This window comes from Streptomyces sp. NPDC031121 (assembly GCF_055570615.1).
The window spans coordinates 158,492-181,396 of sequence record NZ_JBVIGV010000012.1; the positions used below are offsets into that span (position 1 = coordinate 158,492).

Here is a 22,905-nt window from a genome sequence, read left to right on the forward strand (position 1 = left end):
GAAGGGGCTGGAGGCGGGTGCGGGTCGGGCCGCGGGGGAGGACGTCCGGCGTCCTCCCCGGCCCCGCCTCGGCGGTGTGGTGCTACTTGACGGCCGTCAGCAGCGGCTCGATCTCGGCGATGGCGTACGGGATCGAGAGGACCGTGTTGAAGGAGAACGCGGCGCCGACGTCCGGGTCCTGGTAGGGCACGAAGAGGTCGCGCTTCTCCTGGTGGACCTTCAGGTTCCGGTAGAGCGGCTCGGCCTTGATGCGGTCGTTGGCGCCGGTGCTGGAGGTCACCCAGACGACGCGGTCGACGTCGAGGACGTTCAGCTTCTCGGCGCTGAGCTCGGCGACGTTGAAGCCGGGCTTGGCGAGGGTGTCGATCTCGGGCTTGAGCGTGAAGCCGAGCTCCTGGAAGAAGATCGACTTGGGGTCGGTCTTCGTGAAGGCCGAGTACTTGCCGGCCTCGAAGCTGTCGGCGACGACGAGGGTCTTCTGCGCGAACTCGGGGTGCTTCTCCCGGACGGCCTTGAAGCGGGCGTCGACGTCGGCGATCAGCTTGTCGGTCTCGGCGGCCTTCCCGAGGGACTTGCCGATCTGCCGGGTCATCACCTGCCAGGAGGCGCCGTAGTCGGGCAGGTCCTTGGGCTGGGCGACGACCTTGGTGAACTTCGAGAGCGTGTCGTACTGCTCCTTCTTCATGCCGGAGTACTGCGCGATGACGAGGTCCGGCTTGAGCGCCGCGATCTTCTCGATGTTGTACTCGTCGCGCTCACCGACGATCTCCGGCTTCGCGGACCCCCACTTGTCCTTCGTCCACGGCCACTTGCCGTACGGCTGCTCCTTGAACCAGTCCACCGCGCCGACCGGCTTGGTGCCGAGCGCGAGCACGGCGTCCTGGTCGGAGAGGCCCAGGGTGACGACCCGCTTGGGCTCCTTGTCGATCGTGGTGCTGCCGTACTTGTGCTCGACCGTCACCGGGAAGGCGGCGGAGGCGGTGCCGGCGCCGGCCGTGGCCTCGGACTTCGACTCCGCCTTCTCCGAGCCGCCCCCGCAGGCGGACAGGGCGAGGGCGGCGGCCGTGGCGACGGCCACGCGTGGCAGGTGGGCGACGAACCGCTTCGGCGCGGGGCGCGAACCGTTGGACACAGATGTTCCTTTCGGGGGATCTCACAGTGCGTGCCCCGACCGCCGGGGGCGCGGCTGCGCTGCCCGGCGGGCGAGGCGGGTGGGGGGCTCGGCCAGGACGGAGTCCTGGGGGCTGTGCGGGGATGCCGGACAGGCCCTAGCTGGCCAGTCCGATCCCGTCGGCGACCGGCCGGGGCCGGTCCTGTGCGGGGGCGGGCTTCCGCTCGAGGAGGGAGTCGAGGATCTCGCCGACCCTGACGGCGGTGTTGGAGAGCAGGGACGACGTGATGCCGTGGGTGTGCTCGGTGCCGCCTTGGAGGTAGATGCTGCAGCGCAGTTCGGGGTCGGTGGTGAGCCGGTAGTCGCGTTCGACGCGGACGCGCCCCTCCTCGTCGCGCAGGCAGTGCTCGGCGACGGGGCCGAGGAGGCCGGTGGGGTCGGCGGGGCTGTAGCCGGTGGCGTAGACGACGACGTCGGCGTCGAGGACCGTCTCCTCCCCGGTCACCAGGGAGGTGATGCGGGCGTGGACCTTGCCGTCGCGCTCCTCGACGCCGGTGAGGCGGGAGACGTTGATGAAGCGGAGGCGTTCGGCGCCGAGGACCTTCTCCTGGTACGCCTGCCGGTAGAGGTCGTCGATGAGGTCGATGTCGACGACCGAGTAGTTGGTGTTGCCGTGGTAGTCCATCAGCTTGCGCTTGACGTCGCCGGGGGCCGCGAAGTACTCGTCGACGGCGGCCGGGTCGAAGATGCGGTTGGCGAAGCTGCTGTCGTCCGCGGGGCTGTAGCCGTAGCGGGAGAAGACGGCGCAGACCTCGGCCTCGGGGAAGCGCCGGTGCAGGTAGGCGACGTTCTCGGCGGCGCTCTGCCCGGCGCCCACGACGACGAAGCGGCCGGGGTTCGCGCCGTTCGCGCCGTCCAGGGCCTCGACCTTCGTGAGCAGCTCGGAGTTGTGCCAGACGCGGTCGGTGCGCTCGACGCCTTCGGGCATCAGCGGGCGCAGGCCCGTGCCGATGACGAGGTTCCGGGCGCGGTGGACCACCGTGTCGGTGCCGGAGCGGGCCGTGACGTCGAGGTACTCGATGACGCCGTCCCGGACGACGGGCTCGATGGCGACGACCTCGTGCCCGTAGGACACCATGTCGTCGACCTTGGCCGCCGCCCACTCGAAGTAGTCGTGGAACTCGACGCGGAGCGGGAAGAGGTTCTTGTGGTTGACGAAGTCGACGAGCCGGCCCCTGCTCTGCAGGTAGCACAGGAAGCTGTACTCGCTGGCCGGGTTCCGCAGCGTCACGAGGTCCTTGAGGAAGGACACCTGCATGGTCGCGTCGTCGATCAGCATGCCGCGGTGCCAGCCGAAGCCGGGTTGCCGCTCGAAGAAGTGAGCGGTGACGGCCTCCTGCCTTCCGACGCGGGCGTTGTGCTCGCTCAGAGCTATCGCCATGGCCACATTGGACGGCCCGAAGCCGATGCCAATGAGGTCGTGGACCAGAGGGGCGTCGCCAGGAAGACCCTGAGACATGTCACTCCCATCGTGCGGAACTGCCGCCTGTGAGGCGTGGGGCGAAAAGAACGCGACACCGGCCCGGAGTCACCGTAAGCCAGTGGAAACTTAGGTAAAGCTAACCTCACCTGCGCCGGGCTGTCGACCCGACAAAACGGACAACTGACGGACGTTCAGCCTTCAACTGGCTTGAAAGTGCCGTCTGTTGCAATGTTAGGTAAGCCTTGCTTTACTTGCCGCGGTCATTCGCTCTTCCGAGGAGGAACCCCCATGCGGGTCGTCATGTTCGGTTACCAGACCTGGGGTCACCGCACCCTGAAAGCACTCCTGGAGTCCGAGCACGACGTCGTGATGGTCGTGACACACCCCAAGAGCGAGCACGCCTACGAGAAGATCTGGAGCGACTCGGTCGCCGACCTGGCCGAGGAGCACGGCGTGCCCGTCGCCATCCGCAACCGGCCCGACGACGAGGAGCTGTTCGACCTCCTCAAGCAGGCCGATCCGGACATCATCGTGGCCAACAACTGGCGTACGTGGATCCCGCCGCGCATCTACTCGCTCCCCCGCCACGGCACGCTGAACGTGCACGACTCGCTCCTGCCGAAGTACGCCGGCTTCTCCCCGCTGATCTGGGCCCTCGTCAACGGCGAGCGGGAGGTGGGCGTCACCGCCCACATGATGGACGAGGTGCTCGACGCCGGCGACATCGTCGAGCAGCGCGCGGTCCCGGTGGGGCCCACCGACACGGCCACCGACCTCTTCCACAAGACCGTCGACCTCATCGCCCCGGTCACCACCGGCGCCCTGGCCCGGATCGCCGCCGGCGAGACCGAGTTCACCCCGCAGGACCGCTCCCGGGCCAGCTTCTTCCACAAGCGGTCCGAGGAGGACATCCGCATCAACTGGGACTGGCCGGCCGACGTCCTGGAGCGCCTGGTGCGGGCGCAGTCCGCGCCCTACCCGAGCGCCTTCACCTTCCACAGGGGCAGGCGGCTGGAGATCCTCTCCGCCGTCGTGTCGGAAGGCCGCTACGGCGGCACCCCCGGGCGCATCTTCTACCGCGAGGGCGAGGGCGTCGTGATCGTCGCCGGCGCCGACGCCCGCACCGGCCGCAACCACGGCCTCGCCGTGACCCGGGTACGGACCGACGACGGCCGCGAACTGCCCGCCACCGAGTACTTCACCACCATGGGCGGGTACCTCACCGGCCGCCCGTGAGCGCCGGGGCGGCGCAGCCCCGAACACTCCGGCGCCCCTCGGACGGTCCTGAGGGGCGCCGGCCTGTCACGACACCACCGGGCCGCCCGACCAGCGGCCCGCAGGTCCAGCAAGGGGGAGCGCATGGAACAGCCGGTCGTCACCGGCACCGCACGCGACGCGTCCGGAGCGGAGTTCGCCGTCGTCGGCATCTCGAACATGCCCGCGACCGACTGGGCCCAGGTCTTCCGGGCCCTCGCGCAGACCGACCTGACGCTCGCGGGCGGCACCGCCGTCCGGGCGGTGAGCCAGGGCGCCGGCATGACGCCCCCCAGCGTGCTCGACCTGAACGCGTACCTCATGTACGCGATCGGCAAGGCCGCGCGCCGCCGGCTCAGCGAGCGGCTGGCCGCCCACGGCCTGCGGCTGTGGCACCTGACCGTCATGGCGCTCGTGGCCGACATGGGCCCGCAGATGAAGACGCTCCTGGCCGCCCGGCTCGACATGAACACCAGCGACCTGGTGAAGGTCGTCAACGACCTGGTGAAGGCCGGCCACGTCGCCTGCACCCGGGACCGGGACGACCGGCGGAAGGTCCTCGTCCGGCTGACCCCAGAAGGCCGCGCCTTCCTGGACCGGCTCAACGCCGACATCGCCGCCACCGACGACGACGTCCTGGCCCCCCTCGGCAGGGACGAGCGGCAGGTGCTCGCCGGCCTGCTCCGGCGGATCCACGAGCACCTCGAACCGAGCGCAGCCGACACGGGCCCGGACCTCCCGGGTCAGCGGCAGGCACCCTCGAGGTAGGTCGCGCGGGACAGGTACGCGGCAGGCATGCCGGCGCGGGAGAGGGCCTCCGCGTCGACCGCCGCCCCCGGGAGGAGGATGCGCTCCTCGGCCCGGGTCAGCGACAGGAAGACGCAGTACTCGGTCTCCGTGTCCTCGGTGCCGACCGTGTATCCGCCGTTCTTCGCCTTGCTCGCGTGGACGCCGTGGCCGGGCCCGATGCCGCTGTCCCTCACCGCGCCGGAGACGATGGAGTGGTGGTCGCTCTCCGGAGTCGTGTACTGCCGTGCGCCCTCCAGGTCCTTGACGCCCTTGCGGACGGCGTCCCGGAACTCCCCCTCGCTCCACGTCCAGTCGGCGTGCATGCCGAAGAGCACGCCGAGCGCGACGAGGGGCGTGATGACGATGAGTGCGCGGCCGACGGGGTTGCGGTGGTTGTACACGTACCGGCTGGTCCCCCACCTGCTCCGGACGAAGACCGGCTCGTCGCTCACCGCGCCGCCTGCGGGCCGTCGGCGCCCGTGCGGGCATCCGCGGGGAGCGCCGTCCGTGCGCACGCGCACCGTCCGGGGCGGCTCGGAAACCTGCGGCGAAGTGCGGTCGTCATGGCCTGATTCTAGCGGCGCCGGACATCCTTTCGGATGAACGGTCCACGGAAGGGAACGGGACGGGACAGGACGGGGGCGGGCCGGAGGGGCCGGACGCAGCCGTCCGGCCCCGTGGTGTCACCGCTTCGGCAGCCACGCCTTCCAGGTCGCCTCGTTCTCCTTCACCCACTTCTCGGCCGCCTTCTCCGCGGACATCCCGTCCGCGGCGACGTACTTGGCGACCAGGTTCTGCTGCTCGGTCGTCCACGTGAAGTTCTTCAGGAACTCCGCCGCGTCCCCGCCTTCCTTCGCGAAGTCCGCGTTCATCCACTTCTTCAGCGGCACGTCCGGGTACGCGCAGGCGACGGCCTGCTTGTCGGCGTCACACCCCTCCGTGTGGGGCGGCAGCTTGACCTCGACCAGGTCCATGGTCGCGTTCATCCACTGCGGGGTCCACCAGTAGGTGAGGAAGGGCTTCCTGTTCTTGTACAGCTGCTCCAGCTGCGCGAGGTGCGTGGCCTCGGCGCCCGCCTCGATCGGCTTGTAGTCCAGGCCCAGGTTCTTGATCAGGGCGTTGTCGTACGAGACGTACGACGGGTCGCCCTTGATGAACTGGCCCTTGTCGCCGCTCTCCGGGGTCTTGAAGACGTCCGCGTACTTGTTGAGGTTCCGGTGGTCCGTGATGTCCGGCTTCTCGTCCGCCAGGTACTTCGGGACGAACCAGCCGATGTGGCCCGTGACGCCGAGTTCGCCGGCCGGGACGACGGACTTGTTGCCCTCGACGTAGCGCTTCTCCTCCTGGGGGTGGCCCCAGTCCTCCAGGATCGCGTCGATCTTGCCCTGGCTCATGGCGTCCCAGGCCGGGGTCTCGTCCATCTGCTGCGTCTTGACGCGGTACCCGAGTTCGTGCTCCAGCAGGTACGCGGCGACGGCCGTGTTGACCTCGGCGCCGACCCAGGACGGGGTGTGCAGGCTGACCGTCTTGGAGTCGCTGCCGCGGGTCTCGGCGGCGCCGCACGCGCCGACGGTGAGCAGGGCGAGGGCGCAGGCCCCCGCGAGGGCCGTTCTGGTACGGCGGGACCGGGCGCGGGGGCGCTGGTCGGTGAGGGCGCGGTCGGTGGGGGTGGAGGTGGGGGTGGGCATGGTGGCGTGCCTTTCGGTTGAGGGGGGAGGCCGGTCAGTGCCGGGTGCCGGCGGAGGCGGTGCGGTCGGCGGGCTGGGTCAGCTTGTCGAGGGCCAGGCCGAGGCAGACGATGCCCGCGCCGGCGATCAGGCCGGTGCCGAGCTCGCCCGCGGTGAGGCCCTTGACCACGTCGAAGCCGAGTGCCCCGCCGCCGACCAGGCCGCCGATGACGACGACGGCGAGGACGAGGACGACGCCCTGGTTCGCGGCGACCAGCAGCGCCGGGCGGGCCAGGGGCCACTGCACGTCGCGGATCTGCTGCCAGGTGGTGGCGCCCAGGGAGCGGGACACCTCCATGCCGGCCGGGCTGACCTGCCGCAGCCCCTGGGTGGTGACCCGCACCACGGCGGGCAGGGCGTACACGGCGGCCGCGGTGATCGCGGCGACCCGGCCCGCGTTGAACAGCTGGACGACCGGGATGAGGTAGATGAACTGCGGGAGCGTCTGCATGGCGTCGAACACCGGGCGAAGCAGCCGCTCGACCGCCCGCACGCGGGCCGCGAGGATGCCGATGGCGAAGCCCAGGACCAGGGTGAGGGCGACGGCGACGAGGATCTGGGAGAGCGTGTACAGGGCCTTGCCCCAGATGCCGAGCACGCCGGTGCACCCCAGGGCGAGTACGGCGGTCAGCGCGCCCCGCCAGGTGCCGACGAGCCGGGCCACGGCGGCGGCGAGCAGCAGCAGGGACCACCACGGCAGGGCCTGGAGGCCGTCGTTGAGCGGGTTGAGCACCCAGCTGGTGGCGTTGCCCGCCCACACGGAGGTGCCGCCGAGCACGGGGACGTCCTGGTACACGCTGCGGACCAGCCAGTCGACGGCGGTGTTCAGCGGTGCGGCGATGTCCACCGTGAGCGCTTCGGGCCACTCGCCGAGGGCGCGGCCCGCCAGCAGGCCGCCGGCGGCCGCCGCGAGGGCGACGCCGGTTGCCCGCCGGCCGACCGGGACGCCGCCGCGGGCCCCGGCCGCCGCGGTCGTCCGGTCGAGCCACACCGCGAGGAGGACGACGGCCAGCCCCGCGGCGAGGCCCTGGCCGAAGTTGCGGGTCTTCAGTGCCTGGTAGACGCTCTCGCCGAGGCCGCCGGCGCCGACGACGGAGGCGATGACCACCATCGACAGGGCCATCATGATCGTCTGGTTGAGGCCGAGGAAGAGCTGCGGCCGGGCCATCGGCAGCCGGGCCGTCCGCAGGCGCTGCCACCGGGTCGACCCGAGGGAGCGGGAGGCCTCCAGGACGGCCGGGTCGGCGCCGCGCAGGCCCAGCGCGGTCATCCGGACCATCGGCGGGGCGGCGTAGATCACCGTGGTGATGAGCGCGGAAGGGGTGCCGATGCCGAAGACGAGGACGAGCGGGAGCAGGTAGGCGAAGGACGGCAGCACCTGCATGGTGTCGAGGACCGGGCGCAGCAGCCGCTGGGCGGTGTCGGAGAGTCCTCCGGCCAGGCCGAGCAGCAGTCCGAGCACGGTCGCCACGGCGACGGACACCAGCATCAGGGCGAGGGTCTCGGTCGACTGCTCCCACAGGCCGAGGAGTCCGCAGCCGGCCAGCGAGCCGAAGGCGACGAGGGCCGGGCCGGCGCCTTTGCGGCCCCCGCCGCCCGCGTACCAGGCGAGTGCGGTGGCGGTGGTGAGCACGCCCGCCCAGCCGACGGCGGTGAGCAGGTCGTGGACGAGGGCGACCGAGTCGGTGGCCGCGTTGGACAGGTGCAGCAGGAAGTACAGGAAGACGGGGTGGGTCTCGCGGTTGTCGACCACCCAGTCGGCGAAGGTGTCGAGGTGCGGGGCCAGGTCCAGGCGCAGGGCCTGCGGCCAGCCGCCGTCGGCGAGCAGTGCGGCGGTGGGCAGCAGCAGCGCCAGGGCCAGCAGCACGGCCGGGGTGGAGGGCAGGGCGGGCCGCCAGGGGCGGCGGACGGCCGCCCCGGCGCGGGCCCGGGGGGTATCACCGCTGACGGGCGGGCGGGAGGTGGCGGTGGTGCTCATGCGGTCACCGGGTCCGTGTCGGTGTCCGTGGCCGCGGCCGGGCCCTTTCCGGCGGGTACGCCGGAGTCGGTCCGCGCGCGGGGGACTGCGGGGACGGCCTCGACCGTGTCCGCCCGCCTCAGCGCGCCCGCACCCTCGCCCCCGGCCGCGTTTTCGCGGCCCGGTTCGAGGCCTGCGACCACGGCCAGCAGCCGCGCCTGGTCGACGACGCCGACGAGTTCGCCGTCCGCCTGGACCCGGGCCGGGACGCCGTCCCGGGCGACCGCCGCGATGCCCTCGGCGACCGTGGCGTCCGGGGCGAGCACCGCGCCCCGCCGGGCCTCGTCGCCGACGGCCGGGCGCATCGCCCGGGACACCGGGACGATCTGCTCGCGCGGCACGTCGCGCACGAAGTCGCGGACGTAGTCGTCGGCGGGGCTGGTGACGATCTCCTCGGGCGTGCCGAGCTGCACGATGGCGCCGTCCCGCATGAGGGCGATGCGGTCGCCGAGCTTCAGCGCCTCCGCGAGGTCGTGGGTGATGAACACCATCGTGCGGCCCTCCTCCTGGTGGAGCCGGGCCACCTCCTCCTGCATGTCGCGGCGGATCAGCGGGTCGAGGGCGCTGAACGGCTCGTCGAACAGGAGGACTTCGGGGTCGGCCGCGAGCGCGCGGGCCAGGCCCACCCGCTGCTGCTGGCCGCCGGAGAGCTGGTTCGGGCGGCGCTCCTCCAGGCCGGCCAGGCCGACCTTCGCGATGACCTCGCGGGCCTTCTCCCGCCGCTCGTCCTTGGCGACGCCCTGGATCTCCAGGCCGTACGCGACGTTGTCCAGGACGGTGCGGTGCGGCAGCAGGCCGAAGTGCTGGAAGACCATCGCGGCACGGTGCCGGCGCAGCTCGCGCAGCCGGGGCGGGTCCATGGCGAGGACGTCCTCGCCGTCCATGGCGAGTTCGCCCGAGGTGGGTTCGATGAGCCGGGTCAGGCAGCGTACGAGGGTCGACTTGCCGGAACCGGACAGGCCCATGACGACGAACACCTCGCCGCGGCGGACGTCGAAGGAGACGTCGCGGACGGCGGCCGTGCAGCCGGTCCGCTCGCGGATCTCGGCGGTCGACAGGGCGGCGAGCCCCGGGTCGCCGGGCACGCGGCCGGCCTTGGGACCGAAGACCTTCCACAGGCCGCGGACGGAGAAGACGGGATCGTGGGGGGCCATCAGGCGGCCTCCTTCGCATGGCCGGCCGAGACAAGGAGGTCGGCGCACTTCTCCCCCACCATCAGGACGGCGATCATCGGGTTGACGGCGGGAATGGTGGGGAAGACGGACGCGTCCGCGATCCGTATGCCCTCCAGGCCGCGGACGGTCAGGTCGGGGGTGACGACGGCCAGGGCGTCGTCCTCGGCGCCGATCCGGCAGGTGCCGGCCGGGTGGTACACGGTGTGCGCCGCCTTGCGGGCGTACTCGCTCAGTTCCTCGTCGCCGGTGACCTCGGGGCCGGGGCAGACCTCGCGGCCGAGCCAGGACGCCAGCGGCTCGGTCGCGGCGACCTTCCGGGCGATCCTGATGCCGTCGACGAGGGTGCGGGCGTCGTAGTCGTCCTCGTCGGTGAAGTAGCGGAAGTCCAGGGCCGGCTTGGCCTCGGGGTCGGCGCTGGTCAGGTACAGCCGGCCGCGGCTGCGGGGCTTGGGGATGTTCGGTGTCATCGACACGCCGTGCGCGGGCCGTTCGTAGCCCAGCCGCTCGGGGTTGTCGGTGAAGGGGACCTGGTAGAAGTGGAACATCAGGTCGGGTCCGGCCGACTCCGGGTCGCGGCGCACGAACAGTCCGGCGTCGCTGTCCATCGCGGAGTTCTCGGGGATCGGGCCGCGGGTCTCCCAGACGATCACGGACTCCGGGTGGTCGAGGAGGTTCTCGCCGACGCCAGGGAGGTCGTGGCGGACGTCGATGCCGAGTCCGGCCAGCTGTTCGCGGGGCCCTATGCCGGAGTGGAGCAGCAGCCGCGGGGTGTCCACCGCTCCGGCGCAGACGACCACCTCGCGGGAGGCCCGTACGACGAGCTCCTCGCCGTCAGCGGTGCGCGCCCGTACGCCGGTGGCGCGGACGCCGTCGAACTCCAGCCGGTACGCCCACGTCTCCAGCAGCAGGTGCAGGTTGGGCCGGTCCAGGAAGGGGTGCAGGTAGGCGACGGAGGCGGAGGAGCGCTTGTTGTCCTCCGGGTGGTAGGCGAGGTCGAAGAAGCCGGCCCCCTCGTGGAAGGGCTTGCGGTTGAATCCCTCGACCTCGGGCACGCCGAGGGCGTCCTGCGCCGCGTCGACGAAGTCGCGGGCGATGGCGTTGCGGTCCTTCTCGTCGACCGGGACGATGTTGTTGAGGAGCTTGCCGAAGTACGGGTCCATCGACGCGGCGTCCCAGCCGGCGGCTCCCATCGCGGCCCACTCCGCCCAGTCGGACGGCAGCGGCTTGAACGCGATCAGCGTGTTGTGCGAGGAGCAGCCGCCGAGGACACGGGCCCGGCTGTGCCTGATGTGGGAGTTGCCGCGGGGCTGTTCGGTGGTGGGGTAGTCGTAGTCCAGGTCGCCGCCGAGCAGGCCCGTCCAGCGGCGCAGGGTGAGGACGTCGGGGCGGTCGACGTCGGACGGGCCGCCCTCGATGACGGCGACGGTGACGGCGGGGTCCTCCGTGAGGCGGGAGGCAATCACCGAACCGGCGGTGCCACCGCCGACGATGACGTAGTCGTAGGTGCGGTCGGACATGCTGTGTTCACTCCATGAAGCGTGGGGGGGGGCGTACGGGGGCCGCGGGTTCAGCCGGAGAACCACCGGACGGGGCGGGGCGCCAGGTTCTGGTAGACGTGCTTCGTCTCGCGGTACTCGGCGAGGCCGGAGGGGCCGAGTTCGCGCCCCACGCCCGACTTCCCGAACCCGCCCCACTCGGCCTGCGGGAGGTAGGGGTGGAAGTCGTTGATCCAGACGGTGCCGTGGCGCAGCCGGCCGGCGACCCGGCGGGCCCGGGCCGCGTCCGCGGTCCAGACGGCTCCGGCGAGCCCGTACTCGGTGTCGTTCGCGAGTGCGACCGCCTCGTCCTCGGTGCGGAAGGCCTCCACCGTCAGGACGGGGCCGAAGACCTCCTCGCGGATCACGCGCATGGTGCGGTGGCAGCGGTCGAGGACCGTGGGCTCGTGGAAGTACCCGCCGGCGGGCCTGGTGGCGGAGGGCTCGGGGCGGCGTCCGCCGCTGCGGAGCACGGCTCCCTCGGCGAGCGCGGACGCGACGTACTCCTCGGTGCGCTCCAACTGGGCCTGCGAGACCAGCGGGCCGCACTCGACGCCCTCCTCGGTGCCCCGGCCCAGCCTGATCCGGGCTGCCCGGCGGCTCAGCTCGGCGACGAAGCGCTCCCGTACCGACTCCTCGACGATCAGCCGGGAGCCGGCGGAGCAGACCTGCCCGCTGTGCATGAACGCGGCGTTGAGGGCCTGGTCGACGGCGGTGTCGAAGCCCTCCTCCGTCCGGCAGCTGTCGGCGAAGACCACGTTGGGGTTCTTTCCGCCGAGTTCCAGGGCCACTTTCTTGACGCCGGGGGCCGCGGCCTGCGCCACCTTCACCCCGCTGGCGAGCCCGCCGGTGAACGAGACCAGGTCGACGCCGGGGTGCTCGGCGAGGCGGGCACCGACCGTGTGGCCGGGGCCGGTGACCAGGTTCGCGACGCCGTTCGGGAGTCCGGCCTCGGCCAGCAGCGCGATCAGTGCGACGGTGCTGAGCGGGGTGATCTCGCTGGGCTTGACGACGAAGGTGTTGCCGGCGGCCAGAGCCGGGGCGATCTTCCAACTCGCCTGGAGCAGCGGGTAGTTCCAGGGGGTGATCATCGCGCACACGCCGACCGGTTCGTGCACGACGACGCTGTGGACGGTGTCGCTGCCGGCGTCGACGACGCGGCCCGCCCCTTCGGCCAGGACCAGGTCGGCGAAGTAGCGGAAGGCGTCCGCGACGCAGTCGACGTCGGCCCGCCCCTCCGCGAGGGTCTTCCCGGCGTCGCGGCTTTCGAGCAGGGCCAGTTCCTCGCGGTCGCGGACGAGGAGTCCGGCGGCCCGGCGCAGCAGCGCGGCCCGCTCGGCCACCGGCGTGCCCGGCCAGGCGCCGGAGTCGAAGGCGGTACGCGCCGCGGCGACGGCGGCGTCGGCGTCCGCCGCGCCGCCCTCGGCCACGACCGCGAAGGGCCGGCCGTCCGCCGGGTCGAGGATGTCCCGCGTCTCACCGCTCAGCGCGTCGCGCCAGGTGCCGTCCGCGTGGATGGTCGTTCGTGTCAACAACACTTCGGTGCTTTCTGCTTCGAGCCGGCCCGCTCCGCCGTGCGGCTGCAAATGCGGCGCGGACCGCCGGCATGACAGGGCCGTGGGCCACGGGGTCCACCGGGACGGGACCCGCTCCGGGGCCGCCGCCGGTGAGCCGGAGGGCGGGTACTGGTCATGCGGGCCGAACTTACCCAGCAGAAAGTGAAATCGCATGGGGCGCGGGCCTTGCCCTGGGCAGGCCGGAGTGCTATCCCCGCAGCCGCCTCCACTCGCCGCAAAGTGACAAAGTCAACAAGATGTTTGAGCAAATGGGTCGAAGGCGGCACAAAACGGACTCGATAACGAAAAGACAACATCTTTGCTCAGTGCCATGTTCGCGATCGGAACGTTATGCCTTTGAGGGCGATTCGTGGGTTTGGCCACGCCGGAACCGGACAAGCAGACCGTCGGCGCAGGGTACAAAGGGTCGTATGCACGAGCATCAGGAGACCGACCCGGCGCAGGACGACATCGAGGCCGTCACGCGCGCCGTACTGACGGCGTCCCGCCTGCTGGTGGCCGTGTCGGCACGGTCGCTGGCGACGGTCGAGGAGACCATCACCTTGCCGCAGTTCCGGATGCTCGTGGTCCTGTCGACCCGCGGGCCGTCCAAGCTGGTGGTGCTCGCGGAGCACCTCGGAGTCCAGCCGTCCACCGCCATGCGGATGGTGGACCGGCTGATCGCGGCCGGCCTGGTGAGCCGCCGGACCAACCCCGCCAACCGGCGTGAGACAGTGCAGAGCCTCACCGAGGAGGGTCAGCGGGTCGTCCGGCACGTGACCGCACGGCGCAGAGCGGAGATCACCGGCATCCTGCGCCGGCTCGACCCCTCCCAGCGCAGCGCCCTCGTCTCCGCGCTGAACGCCTTCAACGCCGCCGGCCGCGAACCGTCTTCCGGGGCCGGGGACGCCGATCCGCTCCCCCTGGGCTGGTCCGACCCCGCGGACGACACCCCGTAGGGGCCCCACGGGGGCGGCGCAGGGGCGCGCGCGGGGGACCTTGAAGTAGCCGAAGATCACGGCGAAGACGAAGAGGTTGTCGACCGACAGGCTCTTCTCCAGCACCAGAGCGGCACATCGACCGCGCCGGTCACTCTCCCCTGGGCGGCGCCGAACTCACCGCCTCTGGCAATTCTGATGCGCGGCGCCCCTTGCGGCGCGGCGGGCGCTGCTCAGGGACGCGGAGCAGCACGTGGTGCACGCCCCGGCCGGCCCGCCCCGCACCCGCGACGCCACGGTGCCGGGTCGTGCCGTGCAGGCTGCCGGTCCACGGCGTCTCAGGCCTGTTCACCGGCCGGGTCCGCACCCGTACCCGTACCTCTGCGGACGATCACCACAGGGCAGGGGGCGTGCCTGGCGCACTGCTGGCTCACCGACCCCAGCATCAGGCCGGCGAAGCCGCCCCGGCCGCGGCTGCCGACGACCAGCACCTCCGCTCCCTCGGCTGCCGCAAGGAGCACCTCGGCCGGGCTTCCTCGGACCAGGCGGTCTTCCATCCGTACGTCCGACCACGCCTCCCGGGCCACAGTCCGCAGCTCCTCCCTCATCTTGGACCTCGCATGTGCGGCGTCGAAGTCGGCGTCCACCGCAGGAGCGGACCAACCCACGCCGCCGGGCAGGTCGTAGGCCGCGACGGCATCGACGTGACCGCCGATGACGGCTGCGTACCGGACCGCCCAGCGCAGTGCCTCGTATGAGGGCTCGGAGCCGTCGATGCCCACCACGACGCGGAGGCCCAGGCCTGTGCCGGCCATGATGACCGCCTCCTTCCGGGTCATGTGCCCTGCCCCTGCCCACCGGAGGTGTGTCCACCCGTTTCCGGCTCAGGGGAGTACTCCCCGCCGTCGCGCCCCGGACTCCGCCGCACCTACTCGGTGGTCGTGTCCCCGTTCCGCCGGCCGGCCGAGGGCTCGCGGTCCGGCGGCCATCCCCCGGCCGCGGGCCGGATCCGGACCTCCTCGATGACGTCCTTGTCGACCGCGGTGACCTCGACCGCCCAACGCCCGACCTCGACGGCGGAGCCCGATTCGGGGAGGCGGCCCAGCTTGTGCAGGACCAGGCCGGCCACGGTGGTGTAGGTGCCGGCTTCCGCGAGGTCGGACGGATCGATCCCGAGGTCGGGCAGGCCGCGGACGGGGAAGGAGCCGGGTGCCAGCCAGGAGCCGTCCGGCTGGGGGATCACGTCCTGGCTGTCGCGGACCGTCTCGTCGTAGATCTCCCCCACGATCTCCGCCAGCAGGTCCTCCAGGGTGACGATGCCCTCCACCGACCCGTGTTCGTCGGTGACGAGGGCGAACTGCTGCCGGTCCGCCTGGAAGCGGCGCAGCGCCTCGGCGACCTTCATGTACTCCGTGAAGACGGTGGCCGGGCGTGCCAGGTCACCCACCGGGGTGTCGTCCTCGCTGGTGGTCACGTCCTTGATGTGGACCACGCCGACGACTTCCTCGAAGCCGGCCGCCGTGACCACAGGTGCCCGCGAGTGCCCTGCACGGGCGAGCTCGGTGCGGGCCCGGGCCGCCGAGACCTCCGACGAGAGGGTGAACACGGCACGGCGCGGAACGAGCGCCACGCGGAGCGTCCGCTCGTGGATCTCCAGGGCGCTGGAGATGATGGTGCGCTGTTCCGGGGTCAGTCCCCGGTGGCTGACCACCATGTCGCGGAGCTCCTCCGGGGTGGGCGGCTGACTGCCAGCCTTCGGATCGCCTCCCAGGAGCCTGACCAGGAGGTTCGTCGTCTCGCCGAGCGACCAGACGACGGGACGGGCCAGCGTCGCCAGAGCGTTCAGCGGTGTGGCGGCGATGAGCGACCAGCGCTGCGGGTACTGCATCGCGATGCGTTTGGGTGCCAGCTCTCCGACGACCAGGGTGACGAAGGTGAGCAGCGCGGTGACCAGGGCCACGGCGAGCGGGGCTGCGGCCCGGCCCGCGAATGCCAGGAGGGGCACGAGCGGCTCCGCCAGGGACACGGCGGCGGTGGCCGAGGCGAGGAAGCCTGCCAGGGTGATGCCGATCTGGATGGTGGCGAGATAGCGGTTGGGGTCGTCCGTCAGCCGGACGAGGCGGGCTGCCGCGGCGGACCCGTCTTTCCGGCGCAGCCTGCGCAGCTGGCTTTCGCGCAGGGAGACGAGGGCGATCTCGGTGCCCGCGAAGAGCGCGTTGAGGACGATGAGGGCGGCGATGAGCGCGATGTCCCACCCGTATCCGTTCAGCGCCCTGTCCTCCGCTCTCGGTCAGGGGAGTGGGCCGGGCCCGACTCCGGCGGCTGCTGCATCCGTCTCCGGCGGCTGGATCCGGGCCGGCCGATCCGCGCGGCCGGACCCCGGGCGGCCCGCTTCCACCAGCCGGAAGAGGCAAGCCATGATGTCACCCCGGCTGACGTCGGAGCCGGTGACCACGCCGACGACCGCCTCGCCCTCCAAGGCGACAGCATGGTGGACCGGACTGCTCTGCGGGACGGGCCGGACGCCGGTCGGCGGTCGGCGGTCGGCGGTCGGCGGTCGGCGGATCGCCGGTACGCGGGTGGGCACCGGAACCTGGTCCACCGGCTCGCTGCCGGGCGACGGCGTGCGCGTGTCCTCCCGGCCTTTCGGGGTAGGCGCCGCTGGAACCCACCGGGGCCGGGCCGGGGCTCTTCCTGATCGCCAACGCGGCGACCCGCCCTTGGACCGGGCGGAGCGGGACGAGCTGAGCGCGTGGCAGCCGCGCAGAGCACCGGACGGCACCCGGTCCGCGACACACCGCAAGGTGAAAGGAGCACCGGCATGACCACCGTCGAAGAGATGCTCGCCACCCATCCGGCTGACCTCGGCTCCATCGACCACGCGAAGCTCACGCGTTGCATCGAGGAGTGCATCGCGTGCGCGCAGGCCTGTACGGCCTGCGCGGACGCGTGCCTGTCCGAAGGCATGGTGAGCGAACTGACCAAGTGCATCCGCACGGACATGGACTGCGCCGACATCTGCACCGCCACCGCGGCCGTGCTCTCCCGGCACACCGGCTACGACGCCAACGTCACCGGCGCGATCCTCAAGGCATGCGCAGCGGTGTGCAAGGCATGCGGCGACGAGTGCGCCTCGCACGCCGACGCCCACGAGCACTGCCGCGTCTGTGCCGGGGCGTGCAGGTCGTGCGAGGAGGCGTGCAAGGAGCTGCTGGCTGTCCTCGGCTGAAACCGGAGTCCCGCAGTCCGGGCGCCGCCGGGTAGCCGCCGGGTAGCCGCCGCGGGTGTTCGGGCATGCCCTGCCCTACCGCCCGAGGCGGCCACGCTCCCGGGAGCCCGGACTCGGGACCGCCGCCGACCGCCACGCCCCTGTATCCAGGCCGTTGCGCCGAAAACCTCCCCCCGCCCGTCGAAGAGGTAACTTTTACGTCGCAAATCTGGCACAGAGCAAATGCGTTGCGTTCTCGTTACCAACCGCCGCCCCAGGGGGGATATCCGGACATATCCGTACGCCGATCGGGTGCCGAATGGTTTCCTCGCCACCGAATCGGTTCGCGCGGATATCACAGTCAACGCCCGCAGCAAAAGCCCTGCGCCGCATGTCATTTCGTCCGCTGCTGGGTAACTTCGGCCCGCATGACCACTGCTCATGCAGACCCGGCAGCCCTCCGAACACCGCTCCGCTCGCCTTCCGGCCTGCGCCTGGACCGCCCCGGGCCCGAGGACGGCCCTGCTCTGTGGCGGCTGGCGCGCGAGGCGAAGACCCTGGACGTGAACTCCGTCTACAGCTATCTGCTCTGGTGCCGTGACTTCGCCGGCACCTCCGCCGTTGCCCGTGACCGCACCGGGCGGGTCATGGGATTCGTGACCGGCTACGTCCGTCCAGATGCTCGGGGCACCTTGTTCATCTGGCAGATCGCGGTCGACGAGTCCGTGCGCGGTCTGGGCGTCGGCGGGGCGCTGCTCGACGGGCTCTCCCTGCGTGTCGCCACCGAGCACGGCATCGACCGCCTGGAGACCACCATCACCCCCGGGAACTCCGCGTCCGAGCGGCTCTTCACCTCGTACGCCGAGCGGCACGGCGCCCGCGTCACGCAGGAGACCCTCTTCCCCGCGGACCGGTTCGCCGACTGTCGGCACGAGTCCGAGGTGCTCCACCGCATCGCGCCCCTGTCCTTCTGAACGGGCCCGCGCGCCGCGGGCACCGAACCGACGCCGCCTCACGAGGCAGTCGGTATCCCCACACTTCTGGAGAAAGAACCTTGACCACGACAGCACCTGGCCGGACCGTCTTCGACGCCGTGGAGTCGGAGGTGCGCAGCTACTGCCGCGCCTGGCCGGTCGTCTTCGACCGTGCGGAAGGAAGCCGGATCCACGACGAACAGGGCCGCACCTACCTCGACTTCTTCGCCGGGGCGGGCTCGCTGAACTACGGCCACAACAATCCCGTCCTCAAGCGCGCCCTGCTCGACTACATCGGGCGGAACGGGATCACACACGCCCTGGACATGTCGACCACGGCCAAGCGCGCCTTCCTGGAGACGTTCCAGTCGGCGGTGCTCGAACCCCGAGGGCTGCCGTACAAGGTCATGTTCCCGGGCCCGACCGGTACCAACGCCGTCGAGGCGGCCCTGAAACTCGCCCGCAAGGCCAAGGGGCGCGAGGCCGTCGTGTCGTTCACCAACGCGTTCCACGGCATGTCGCTGGGCTCGCTCGCGGTGACCGGCAACGCCTTCAAGCGTGCCGGGGCCGGCATCCCCCTCGTGCACACCACTCCCATGCCGTTCGACAACTACCTGAACGGGAGGGTTCCGGACTTCCTCTGGTTCGAGCGCCTGCTGGAGGACCAGGGCTCCGGTTTCAACCACCCCGCCGCGGTGATCGTGGAGACCGTCCAGGGCGAGGGCGGGGTCAACGTCGCGCGGGCCGAGTGGCTGCGCGGTCTGGCCGACCTGTGCCGGCGGCGCGACATGCTGCTGATCGTCGACGACGTCCAGATGGGCTGCGGCCGCACCGGCGGGTTCTTCTCCTTCGAGGAGGCCGGGATCGTCCCCGACATCGTCACGGTGTCCAAATCCATCAGCGGGTACGGGCTGCCCATGGCCCTGTGCCTGTTCAAGCCCGAACTCGACCTGTGGGAGCCGGGCGAGCACAACGGCACCTTCCGCGGCAACAACCCCGCCTTCGTCACCGCGACGGCCGCCCTGGAGACCTACTGGCGCGACGGAGCCCTGCGCGAACACACCCTGGTCAACGGCGGGCGGATCGAGCGGTCCCTGCGCGAGCTGTGCGCGGAGCACGGACGGCTCGGCGCCACGTACCGCGGGCGCGGCCTGGTCTGGGGCCTGGAGTTCAGCCACAAGGAGCGCGCCGCTGCCGTGTGCCGCAAGGCGTTCGAACACGGCCTGCTCATCGAGACCTCCGGCCCCCAGGACGAGGTGGTCAAGCTGCTGCCGCCCCTCACCGTCACCGCGAGCGAGCTGGACGAAGGGCTGGGCATCCTCGCCCGTGCCGTCCGCGACACCGCCTGACCACCGGCCGCGACCCCGCACCGCACCACGAAAGGCACCTGCACCGTGATCGTTCGATCGTTCCGGGACATCGAGGGCACCGACCGCCATGTGAAGTCCGCCTCCGGGACCTGGGAGAGCAAACGCATCATCCTGGCCAGGGAACGCGTCGGCTTCTCCCTCCACGAGACCGTGCTCTACGCCGGCACCGAGACCTCCATGTGGTACGCGAACCACGTCGAGGCCGTGGTGTGCCTGGACGGCGAGGCAGAACTCACCGACGAGGAGACGGGCGAGACCCACGCCATCACGCCGGGAACCATGTACCTGCTCGACGGCCACGAGCGCCACACCCTGCGCGTGAAGCGGGAGTTCCGCTGCCTGTGCGTCTTCAACCCGCCCGTCACCGGGCGCGAGGACCACGACGACAACGGGGTCTACCCACTGCTCACCGAACCGGACCCGGCCTGACGTGCCCGACCTGCCCGACCCGACCGCCGGCCGACCGGCCTCCGCCGAAAGGAACGAGGACAGCACCACCATGAGCACTGCTTCCGCCCGCGCCACCACCGACCTCTACCCCACCCGGGGGGCCGAGGAGGCCTTCATCGGGCGCAAGGACCCCGTCGTGTGGTCCGAGCCCGGAACCCCGGGCCCGTTCTGGGCCCGGGAGCTCGAACAGTTCGACCGCGACGGCTTCCTCTCCGTCGAGCAGCTCATCACCCCCGCCGAGGTGGACACCTACCGGACCGAGATGGAGCGCCTGCTGTCCGACCCCGCCGTGCGCGCCGACGACCGGTCCATCGTCGAGCCCAAGTCCGGCTGCGTGCGCTCCGTGTTCGAGGTCCACCGGATCAGTGAGGTCTTCGCCGGCCTGGCGGCCGACCCGCGGGTCGCGGACCGGGCGCGGCAGATCCTCGGGTCCGACGTGTACGTGCACCAGTCCCGCATCAACCTCAAGCCCGGATTCGGCGCCAGCGGCTTCTACTGGCACTCCGACTTCGAGACCTGGCACGCCGAGGACGGGCTGCCGAACATGCGCACCGTCTCGGTGTCCATCGCGCTGACGCCGAACTACGCCACCAACGGCGGGCTCATGATCATGCCCGGATCGCACCGGACCTTCCTGGGCTGCGCCGGCGAGACCCCCGAGGACAACTACAAGCGGTCACTCCAGATGCAGGTGGCCGGCACCCCCTCCGACGAGGCGCTCTCCACGTTCGCCTCGGCCTGCGGCATCCGGCTGTTCACCGGTGAGGCCGGCTCCGCCACCTGGTTCGACTGCAACGCGATGCACGGCTCCGGCGACAACATCACCCCGTACCCGCGCAGCAACGTCTTCCTCGTGTTCAACAGCGTGGAGAACCGCCCCGTCCAGCCCTTCGCCGCCCCCGTACGACGCCCCTCGTACATCGCGTCGCGGGACTTCACACCCGTCGGCTGAACCGGGCCACGCCCCAGGACGCACTCCCGGTCCCGGGCCGTCGGCCCGTCCGCCGCGGCCCGCACCGGGCGACCGCCCCCTTCGGAGAAAGGAACCCCTGATGCCCCGGCCCGCCCACCCCAGCCGCAGACGACTGCTCTCCCGTGCGGCGCTGCTCACCGGTGCCGCGCTGCTTCCGCCCCTGACCACCGCGTGCAGCAGGACCGAACCGGGCACCGGAGCCCCCGAGGGGGACGCCGCCCTGCTGGACGGACTGCGCGAACAGGGCTTCGTCCGGGTCGGGTTCGCCGGGGAGGCCCCCTTCGGCTTCCAGGACGGCGGCACGCTCGCCGGGGAGGCCCCCACCCTGCACCGGGAGATCTTCACCGCGCTGGGCGTGCCCGAGCTGCGGCCCGCCCTGACGGACTTCGGCGCACTGATTCCCGGGCTCCTCGCCGGACGGTTCGACGTGGTCAGCGCGGGCATGGCCATCACCCCCGAGCGGTGCGCCAAGGTGATCTTCTCCGAGCCGGAGTTCGTCTCCCCCACCGCGCTGATGGTGCGCAAGGGCAACTCGCACGGGCTGTCCGACCTGAAGTCCTGCGCGGAGCGGGGCGTGGCGGTGGGTGTGCTCACCGCGGCCGTGGAAGCCGCGTACGCGAAGGCCGCAGGCGTCTCCCCCTCGGCGGTGAAGGCGCTCGCCAAGCAGCAGGACGGCCTCGACGCCCTGGTCGCCGGACGGATCGACGCCTTCGCCCTGACCGGCATCTCGCTGCGCTGGCTCGCCAAGGTCAACCAGGCGGCCCCGGTGGAGGTGCTGGAGCCGTTCGTGCCCGAGCTGGACGGGAAGCCCCGGTACAGCCCGGGCGGGGCGGTCTTCCGCCCGGGTGCCGGTGCGCTGAGGGACGCCTTCAACCGGGAACTCGCCGGCATCACCGGCGATCCGGCGCGGTACGTGCGGCTGCTCGGCAGGTACGGCTTCACCGAGCGCGAGGTGCCTCCGGCGTCCCTGCGTACGGCCGACCTCTGCCGGGCGTGACGGACGGGCCTCGTATGAACGAGTTCTTCGACGAGTTCGTCCGAGCGGCGCCCCGGGTCGCGGACGGACTGTGGACCACCGTCCTCGCCACCGTGCTGGGGGCCGCCGCTGCCCTGGCGGTGGCGTTCGCGCTCGGTCTGCCCGCCGGCTCGCCGAGGCGCTCGGTGCGCGCTCCGGCCCGCCTGGCCGTGGAGTTCCTGCGCGGGACCTCGCTCTACGTCCAGCTGTTCTGGCTGTTCTTCGCCCTGCCGGTCCTCGGCTTCCGCCTGGAGCCGCTGGCCTGCGGAGTGCTCGCCCTCGGCCTGAACTTCGGCGCGTACGGCGCGGAGGTCGTCCGCGGAGCGGTGAGCGCGGTGCCGCCCACCCAGTCGGAGGCCGCGGTCGCCCTCGGGATGGGGCGTTGGCTGCGGCTGCGGCGGGTGGTCCTGCCCCAGGCGGCGGTGCTGATGATCCCGCCCTTCGGGAACCTCCTCATCCAGTTGCTGAAGGCGACCCCGCTGCTGTCGCTGATCACCGTTTCCGACCTCACCTTCCAGCTGGACCAGCTCCGCTCCGCGACCGGGGACACCGCCACCGCGTACCTGACCCTGCTGCTGATGTACTTCGCCCTCGCGGCACTCCTGTCCTCCGGCATGAACCTCCTGGAGTCGGCGGCGGCAGCCCGACTGGGGCGGCGGCCCGAAGGCGGTGAGGCCTGATGTGGTCGTGGGACACGGCACGGGACGGCCTGCCCGCGGTGCTCCAGGGGTTCGGGCTCACCCTCGCGGCGACCGCACTCGGCTCGGTGCTCGCGCTGCTCCTCGGCCTGGCGGTCGCGCTCCTGCTGCGCGCACGCACCCGATGGATCACGCTGCCCGTCGCCGCGGCGACCGGGTTCATCCGCTCCACCCCGCTGCTGGTGCAGCTGTTCGCCGTCTGGGTGCTCGTCCCCGGCGGCGACGCCCTCACCCTGGGGACCGCCGTACTGGGCGTCCACTACGCGGCGTACACGGCCCAGGTCTACCGGGCCGGAATCGACTCCGTGCCCCGCGGGCAGTGGGAGGCGTGCGTCGCCCTGTCCCTGCCGCGAAGGCGCGTGTGGAGGGCGGTGGTGATGCCGCAGGCGGTACGCAACGTGCTGCCGTCCCTCGGCAACTACGTCATCTCGATGTTCAAGGAAACGCCCTACCTGGCGGTGATCGCCGTTCCGGAGATGGTCCACCGCGCGAACGAGTACGGCAGCACCCACTTCGCCTACCTGGAGGCCTACACCACGGCTGCGGTGGTCTTCCTGCTGGCGAGCTGCCCCACCGCCCTGCTGATGCGACGTCTGGAGAAGCGACTTGCCTACTGACCCGAGGACGCACGG

The 22,905-nt window shown here is 71.7% G+C and carries 21 protein-coding genes; 11 read left to right on the plus strand and 10 right to left on the minus strand.

Going from position 1 to position 22,905, the window contains the following annotated elements:
- Window positions 1–82 precede the first annotated feature (82 nt).
- Both ACZ462_RS23345 and ACZ462_RS23350 read right to left on the minus strand, forming a co-directional pair.
- Entirely contained in the window at window positions 83–1,132 is a 1,050-nt protein-coding gene (locus ACZ462_RS23345) for an iron-siderophore ABC transporter substrate-binding protein (protein ID WP_467804644.1), read from the minus strand.
- 136 nt (window positions 1,133–1,268) lie between these two features.
- Window positions 1,269–2,630 carry a lysine N(6)-hydroxylase/L-ornithine N(5)-oxygenase family protein gene (locus ACZ462_RS23350; RefSeq protein ID WP_467804643.1) on the minus strand — a complete coding sequence of 454 codons (1,362 nt, stop codon included), beginning with the start codon at window positions 2,628–2,630 and terminating at the stop codon, window positions 1,269–1,271.
- Window positions 2,631–2,882: 252 nt separating this feature from the next.
- Here ACZ462_RS23350 and ACZ462_RS23355 point away from each other — a divergent pair, with 252 nt between their 5' ends.
- Both ACZ462_RS23355 and ACZ462_RS23360 read left to right on the plus strand, forming a co-directional pair.
- Window positions 2,883–3,830, plus strand: a complete 948-nt coding sequence (locus ACZ462_RS23355; RefSeq protein ID WP_467804642.1) for a methionyl-tRNA formyltransferase — start codon at window positions 2,883–2,885, stop codon at window positions 3,828–3,830.
- A 123-nt stretch (window positions 3,831–3,953) separates the two neighbouring features.
- Complete coding sequence (locus ACZ462_RS23360; protein ID WP_467804641.1) at window positions 3,954–4,616, plus strand: MarR family winged helix-turn-helix transcriptional regulator; 663 nt, start codon at window positions 3,954–3,956, stop codon at window positions 4,614–4,616.
- Here ACZ462_RS23360 and ACZ462_RS23365 read toward each other — a convergent pair.
- The 6 genes from ACZ462_RS23365 to ACZ462_RS23390 all read right to left on the minus strand — a co-directional run bounded on the left by ACZ462_RS23365 (window position 4,592) and on the right by ACZ462_RS23390 (window position 12,626).
- Window positions 4,592–5,089, minus strand: coding sequence for a hypothetical protein (locus ACZ462_RS23365; protein ID WP_467804640.1), 498 nt, complete (start codon window positions 5,087–5,089; stop codon window positions 4,592–4,594). The two genes, ACZ462_RS23360 and ACZ462_RS23365, sit on opposite strands and share 25 nt — an antisense overlap.
- Before the next feature lie 231 nt (window positions 5,090–5,320).
- Window positions 5,321–6,325 carry an ABC transporter substrate-binding protein gene (locus ACZ462_RS23370; RefSeq protein WP_467804639.1) on the minus strand — a complete coding sequence of 335 codons (1,005 nt, stop codon included), beginning with the start codon at window positions 6,323–6,325 and terminating at the stop codon, window positions 5,321–5,323.
- Between the two features lie 34 nt (window positions 6,326–6,359).
- Entirely contained in the window at window positions 6,360–8,342 is a 1,983-nt protein-coding gene (locus ACZ462_RS23375) for an ABC transporter permease subunit (RefSeq protein ID WP_467804638.1), read from the minus strand.
- A complete protein-coding gene (locus ACZ462_RS23380; RefSeq protein WP_467804637.1) occupies window positions 8,339–9,535 on the minus strand; it encodes a quaternary amine ABC transporter ATP-binding protein in 1,197 nt (398 codons plus the stop codon). The genes ACZ462_RS23375 and ACZ462_RS23380 overlap by 4 nt, the downstream gene beginning before the upstream one ends.
- Window positions 9,535–11,073, minus strand: coding sequence for a GMC family oxidoreductase (locus tag ACZ462_RS23385; protein WP_467804636.1), 1,539 nt, complete (start codon window positions 11,071–11,073; stop codon window positions 9,535–9,537). Before ACZ462_RS23385 ends, ACZ462_RS23380 begins: the two co-directional genes overlap by 1 nt.
- A 50-nt stretch (window positions 11,074–11,123) precedes the next feature.
- Window positions 11,124–12,626 carry an aldehyde dehydrogenase family protein gene (locus ACZ462_RS23390; RefSeq protein ID WP_467804786.1) on the minus strand — a complete coding sequence of 501 codons (1,503 nt, stop codon included), beginning with the start codon at window positions 12,624–12,626 and terminating at the stop codon, window positions 11,124–11,126.
- A gap of 452 nt (window positions 12,627–13,078) precedes the next feature.
- Between ACZ462_RS23390 and ACZ462_RS23395 the strand changes: the two genes are divergently transcribed.
- Window positions 13,079–13,606, plus strand: coding sequence for a MarR family winged helix-turn-helix transcriptional regulator (locus ACZ462_RS23395; RefSeq protein WP_114054924.1), 528 nt, complete (start codon window positions 13,079–13,081; stop codon window positions 13,604–13,606).
- 317 nt (window positions 13,607–13,923) lie between these two features.
- Here ACZ462_RS23395 and ACZ462_RS23400 read toward each other — a convergent pair whose 3' ends face one another.
- A complete protein-coding gene (locus ACZ462_RS23400) occupies window positions 13,924–14,424 on the minus strand; it encodes a universal stress protein (RefSeq protein ID WP_467804634.1) in 501 nt (166 codons plus the stop codon).
- Window positions 14,425–14,513: 89 nt separating this feature from the next.
- Complete coding sequence (locus ACZ462_RS23405; protein WP_467994447.1) at window positions 14,514–15,854, minus strand: hemolysin family protein; 1,341 nt, start codon at window positions 15,852–15,854, stop codon at window positions 14,514–14,516.
- A gap of 552 nt (window positions 15,855–16,406) precedes the next feature.
- On the opposite strand from ACZ462_RS23405, the gene ACZ462_RS23410 reads away from it, so the two are divergent.
- From ACZ462_RS23410 to ehuD, 8 genes are all read left to right on the plus strand, one after another.
- Window positions 16,407–16,814 carry a four-helix bundle copper-binding protein gene (locus tag ACZ462_RS23410; protein ID WP_467804633.1) on the plus strand — a complete coding sequence of 136 codons (408 nt, stop codon included), beginning with the start codon at window positions 16,407–16,409 and terminating at the stop codon, window positions 16,812–16,814.
- 407 nt (window positions 16,815–17,221) lie between these two features.
- Window positions 17,222–17,767, plus strand: a complete 546-nt coding sequence (gene ectA / locus ACZ462_RS23415) for a diaminobutyrate acetyltransferase (RefSeq protein ID WP_467804631.1) — start codon at window positions 17,222–17,224, stop codon at window positions 17,765–17,767.
- An 80-nt stretch (window positions 17,768–17,847) separates the two neighbouring features.
- Complete coding sequence (gene ectB, locus ACZ462_RS23420) at window positions 17,848–19,116, plus strand: diaminobutyrate--2-oxoglutarate transaminase (RefSeq protein WP_467804630.1); 1,269 nt, start codon at window positions 17,848–17,850, stop codon at window positions 19,114–19,116.
- Window positions 19,117–19,161: 45 nt separating this feature from the next.
- Window positions 19,162–19,566, plus strand: a complete 405-nt coding sequence (locus ACZ462_RS23425; protein WP_114054918.1) for an ectoine synthase — start codon at window positions 19,162–19,164, stop codon at window positions 19,564–19,566.
- A gap of 70 nt (window positions 19,567–19,636) precedes the next feature.
- Complete coding sequence (gene thpD, locus ACZ462_RS23430; RefSeq protein ID WP_467804629.1) at window positions 19,637–20,539, plus strand: ectoine hydroxylase; 903 nt, start codon at window positions 19,637–19,639, stop codon at window positions 20,537–20,539.
- A gap of 100 nt (window positions 20,540–20,639) precedes the next feature.
- A complete protein-coding gene (gene ehuB, locus ACZ462_RS23435) occupies window positions 20,640–21,557 on the plus strand; it encodes an ectoine/hydroxyectoine ABC transporter substrate-binding protein EhuB (protein ID WP_467804628.1) in 918 nt (305 codons plus the stop codon).
- 14 nt (window positions 21,558–21,571) lie between these two features.
- A complete protein-coding gene (ehuC, locus tag ACZ462_RS23440; protein ID WP_467804627.1) occupies window positions 21,572–22,255 on the plus strand; it encodes an ectoine/hydroxyectoine ABC transporter permease subunit EhuC in 684 nt (227 codons plus the stop codon).
- On the plus strand, window positions 22,255–22,890 hold the full coding sequence (ehuD, locus tag ACZ462_RS23445) for an ectoine/hydroxyectoine ABC transporter permease subunit EhuD (RefSeq protein WP_467804626.1): 636 nt from the start codon (window positions 22,255–22,257) through the stop codon (window positions 22,888–22,890). Before ehuC ends, ehuD begins: the two co-directional genes overlap by 1 nt.
- Window positions 22,891–22,905 lie beyond the last annotated feature (15 nt).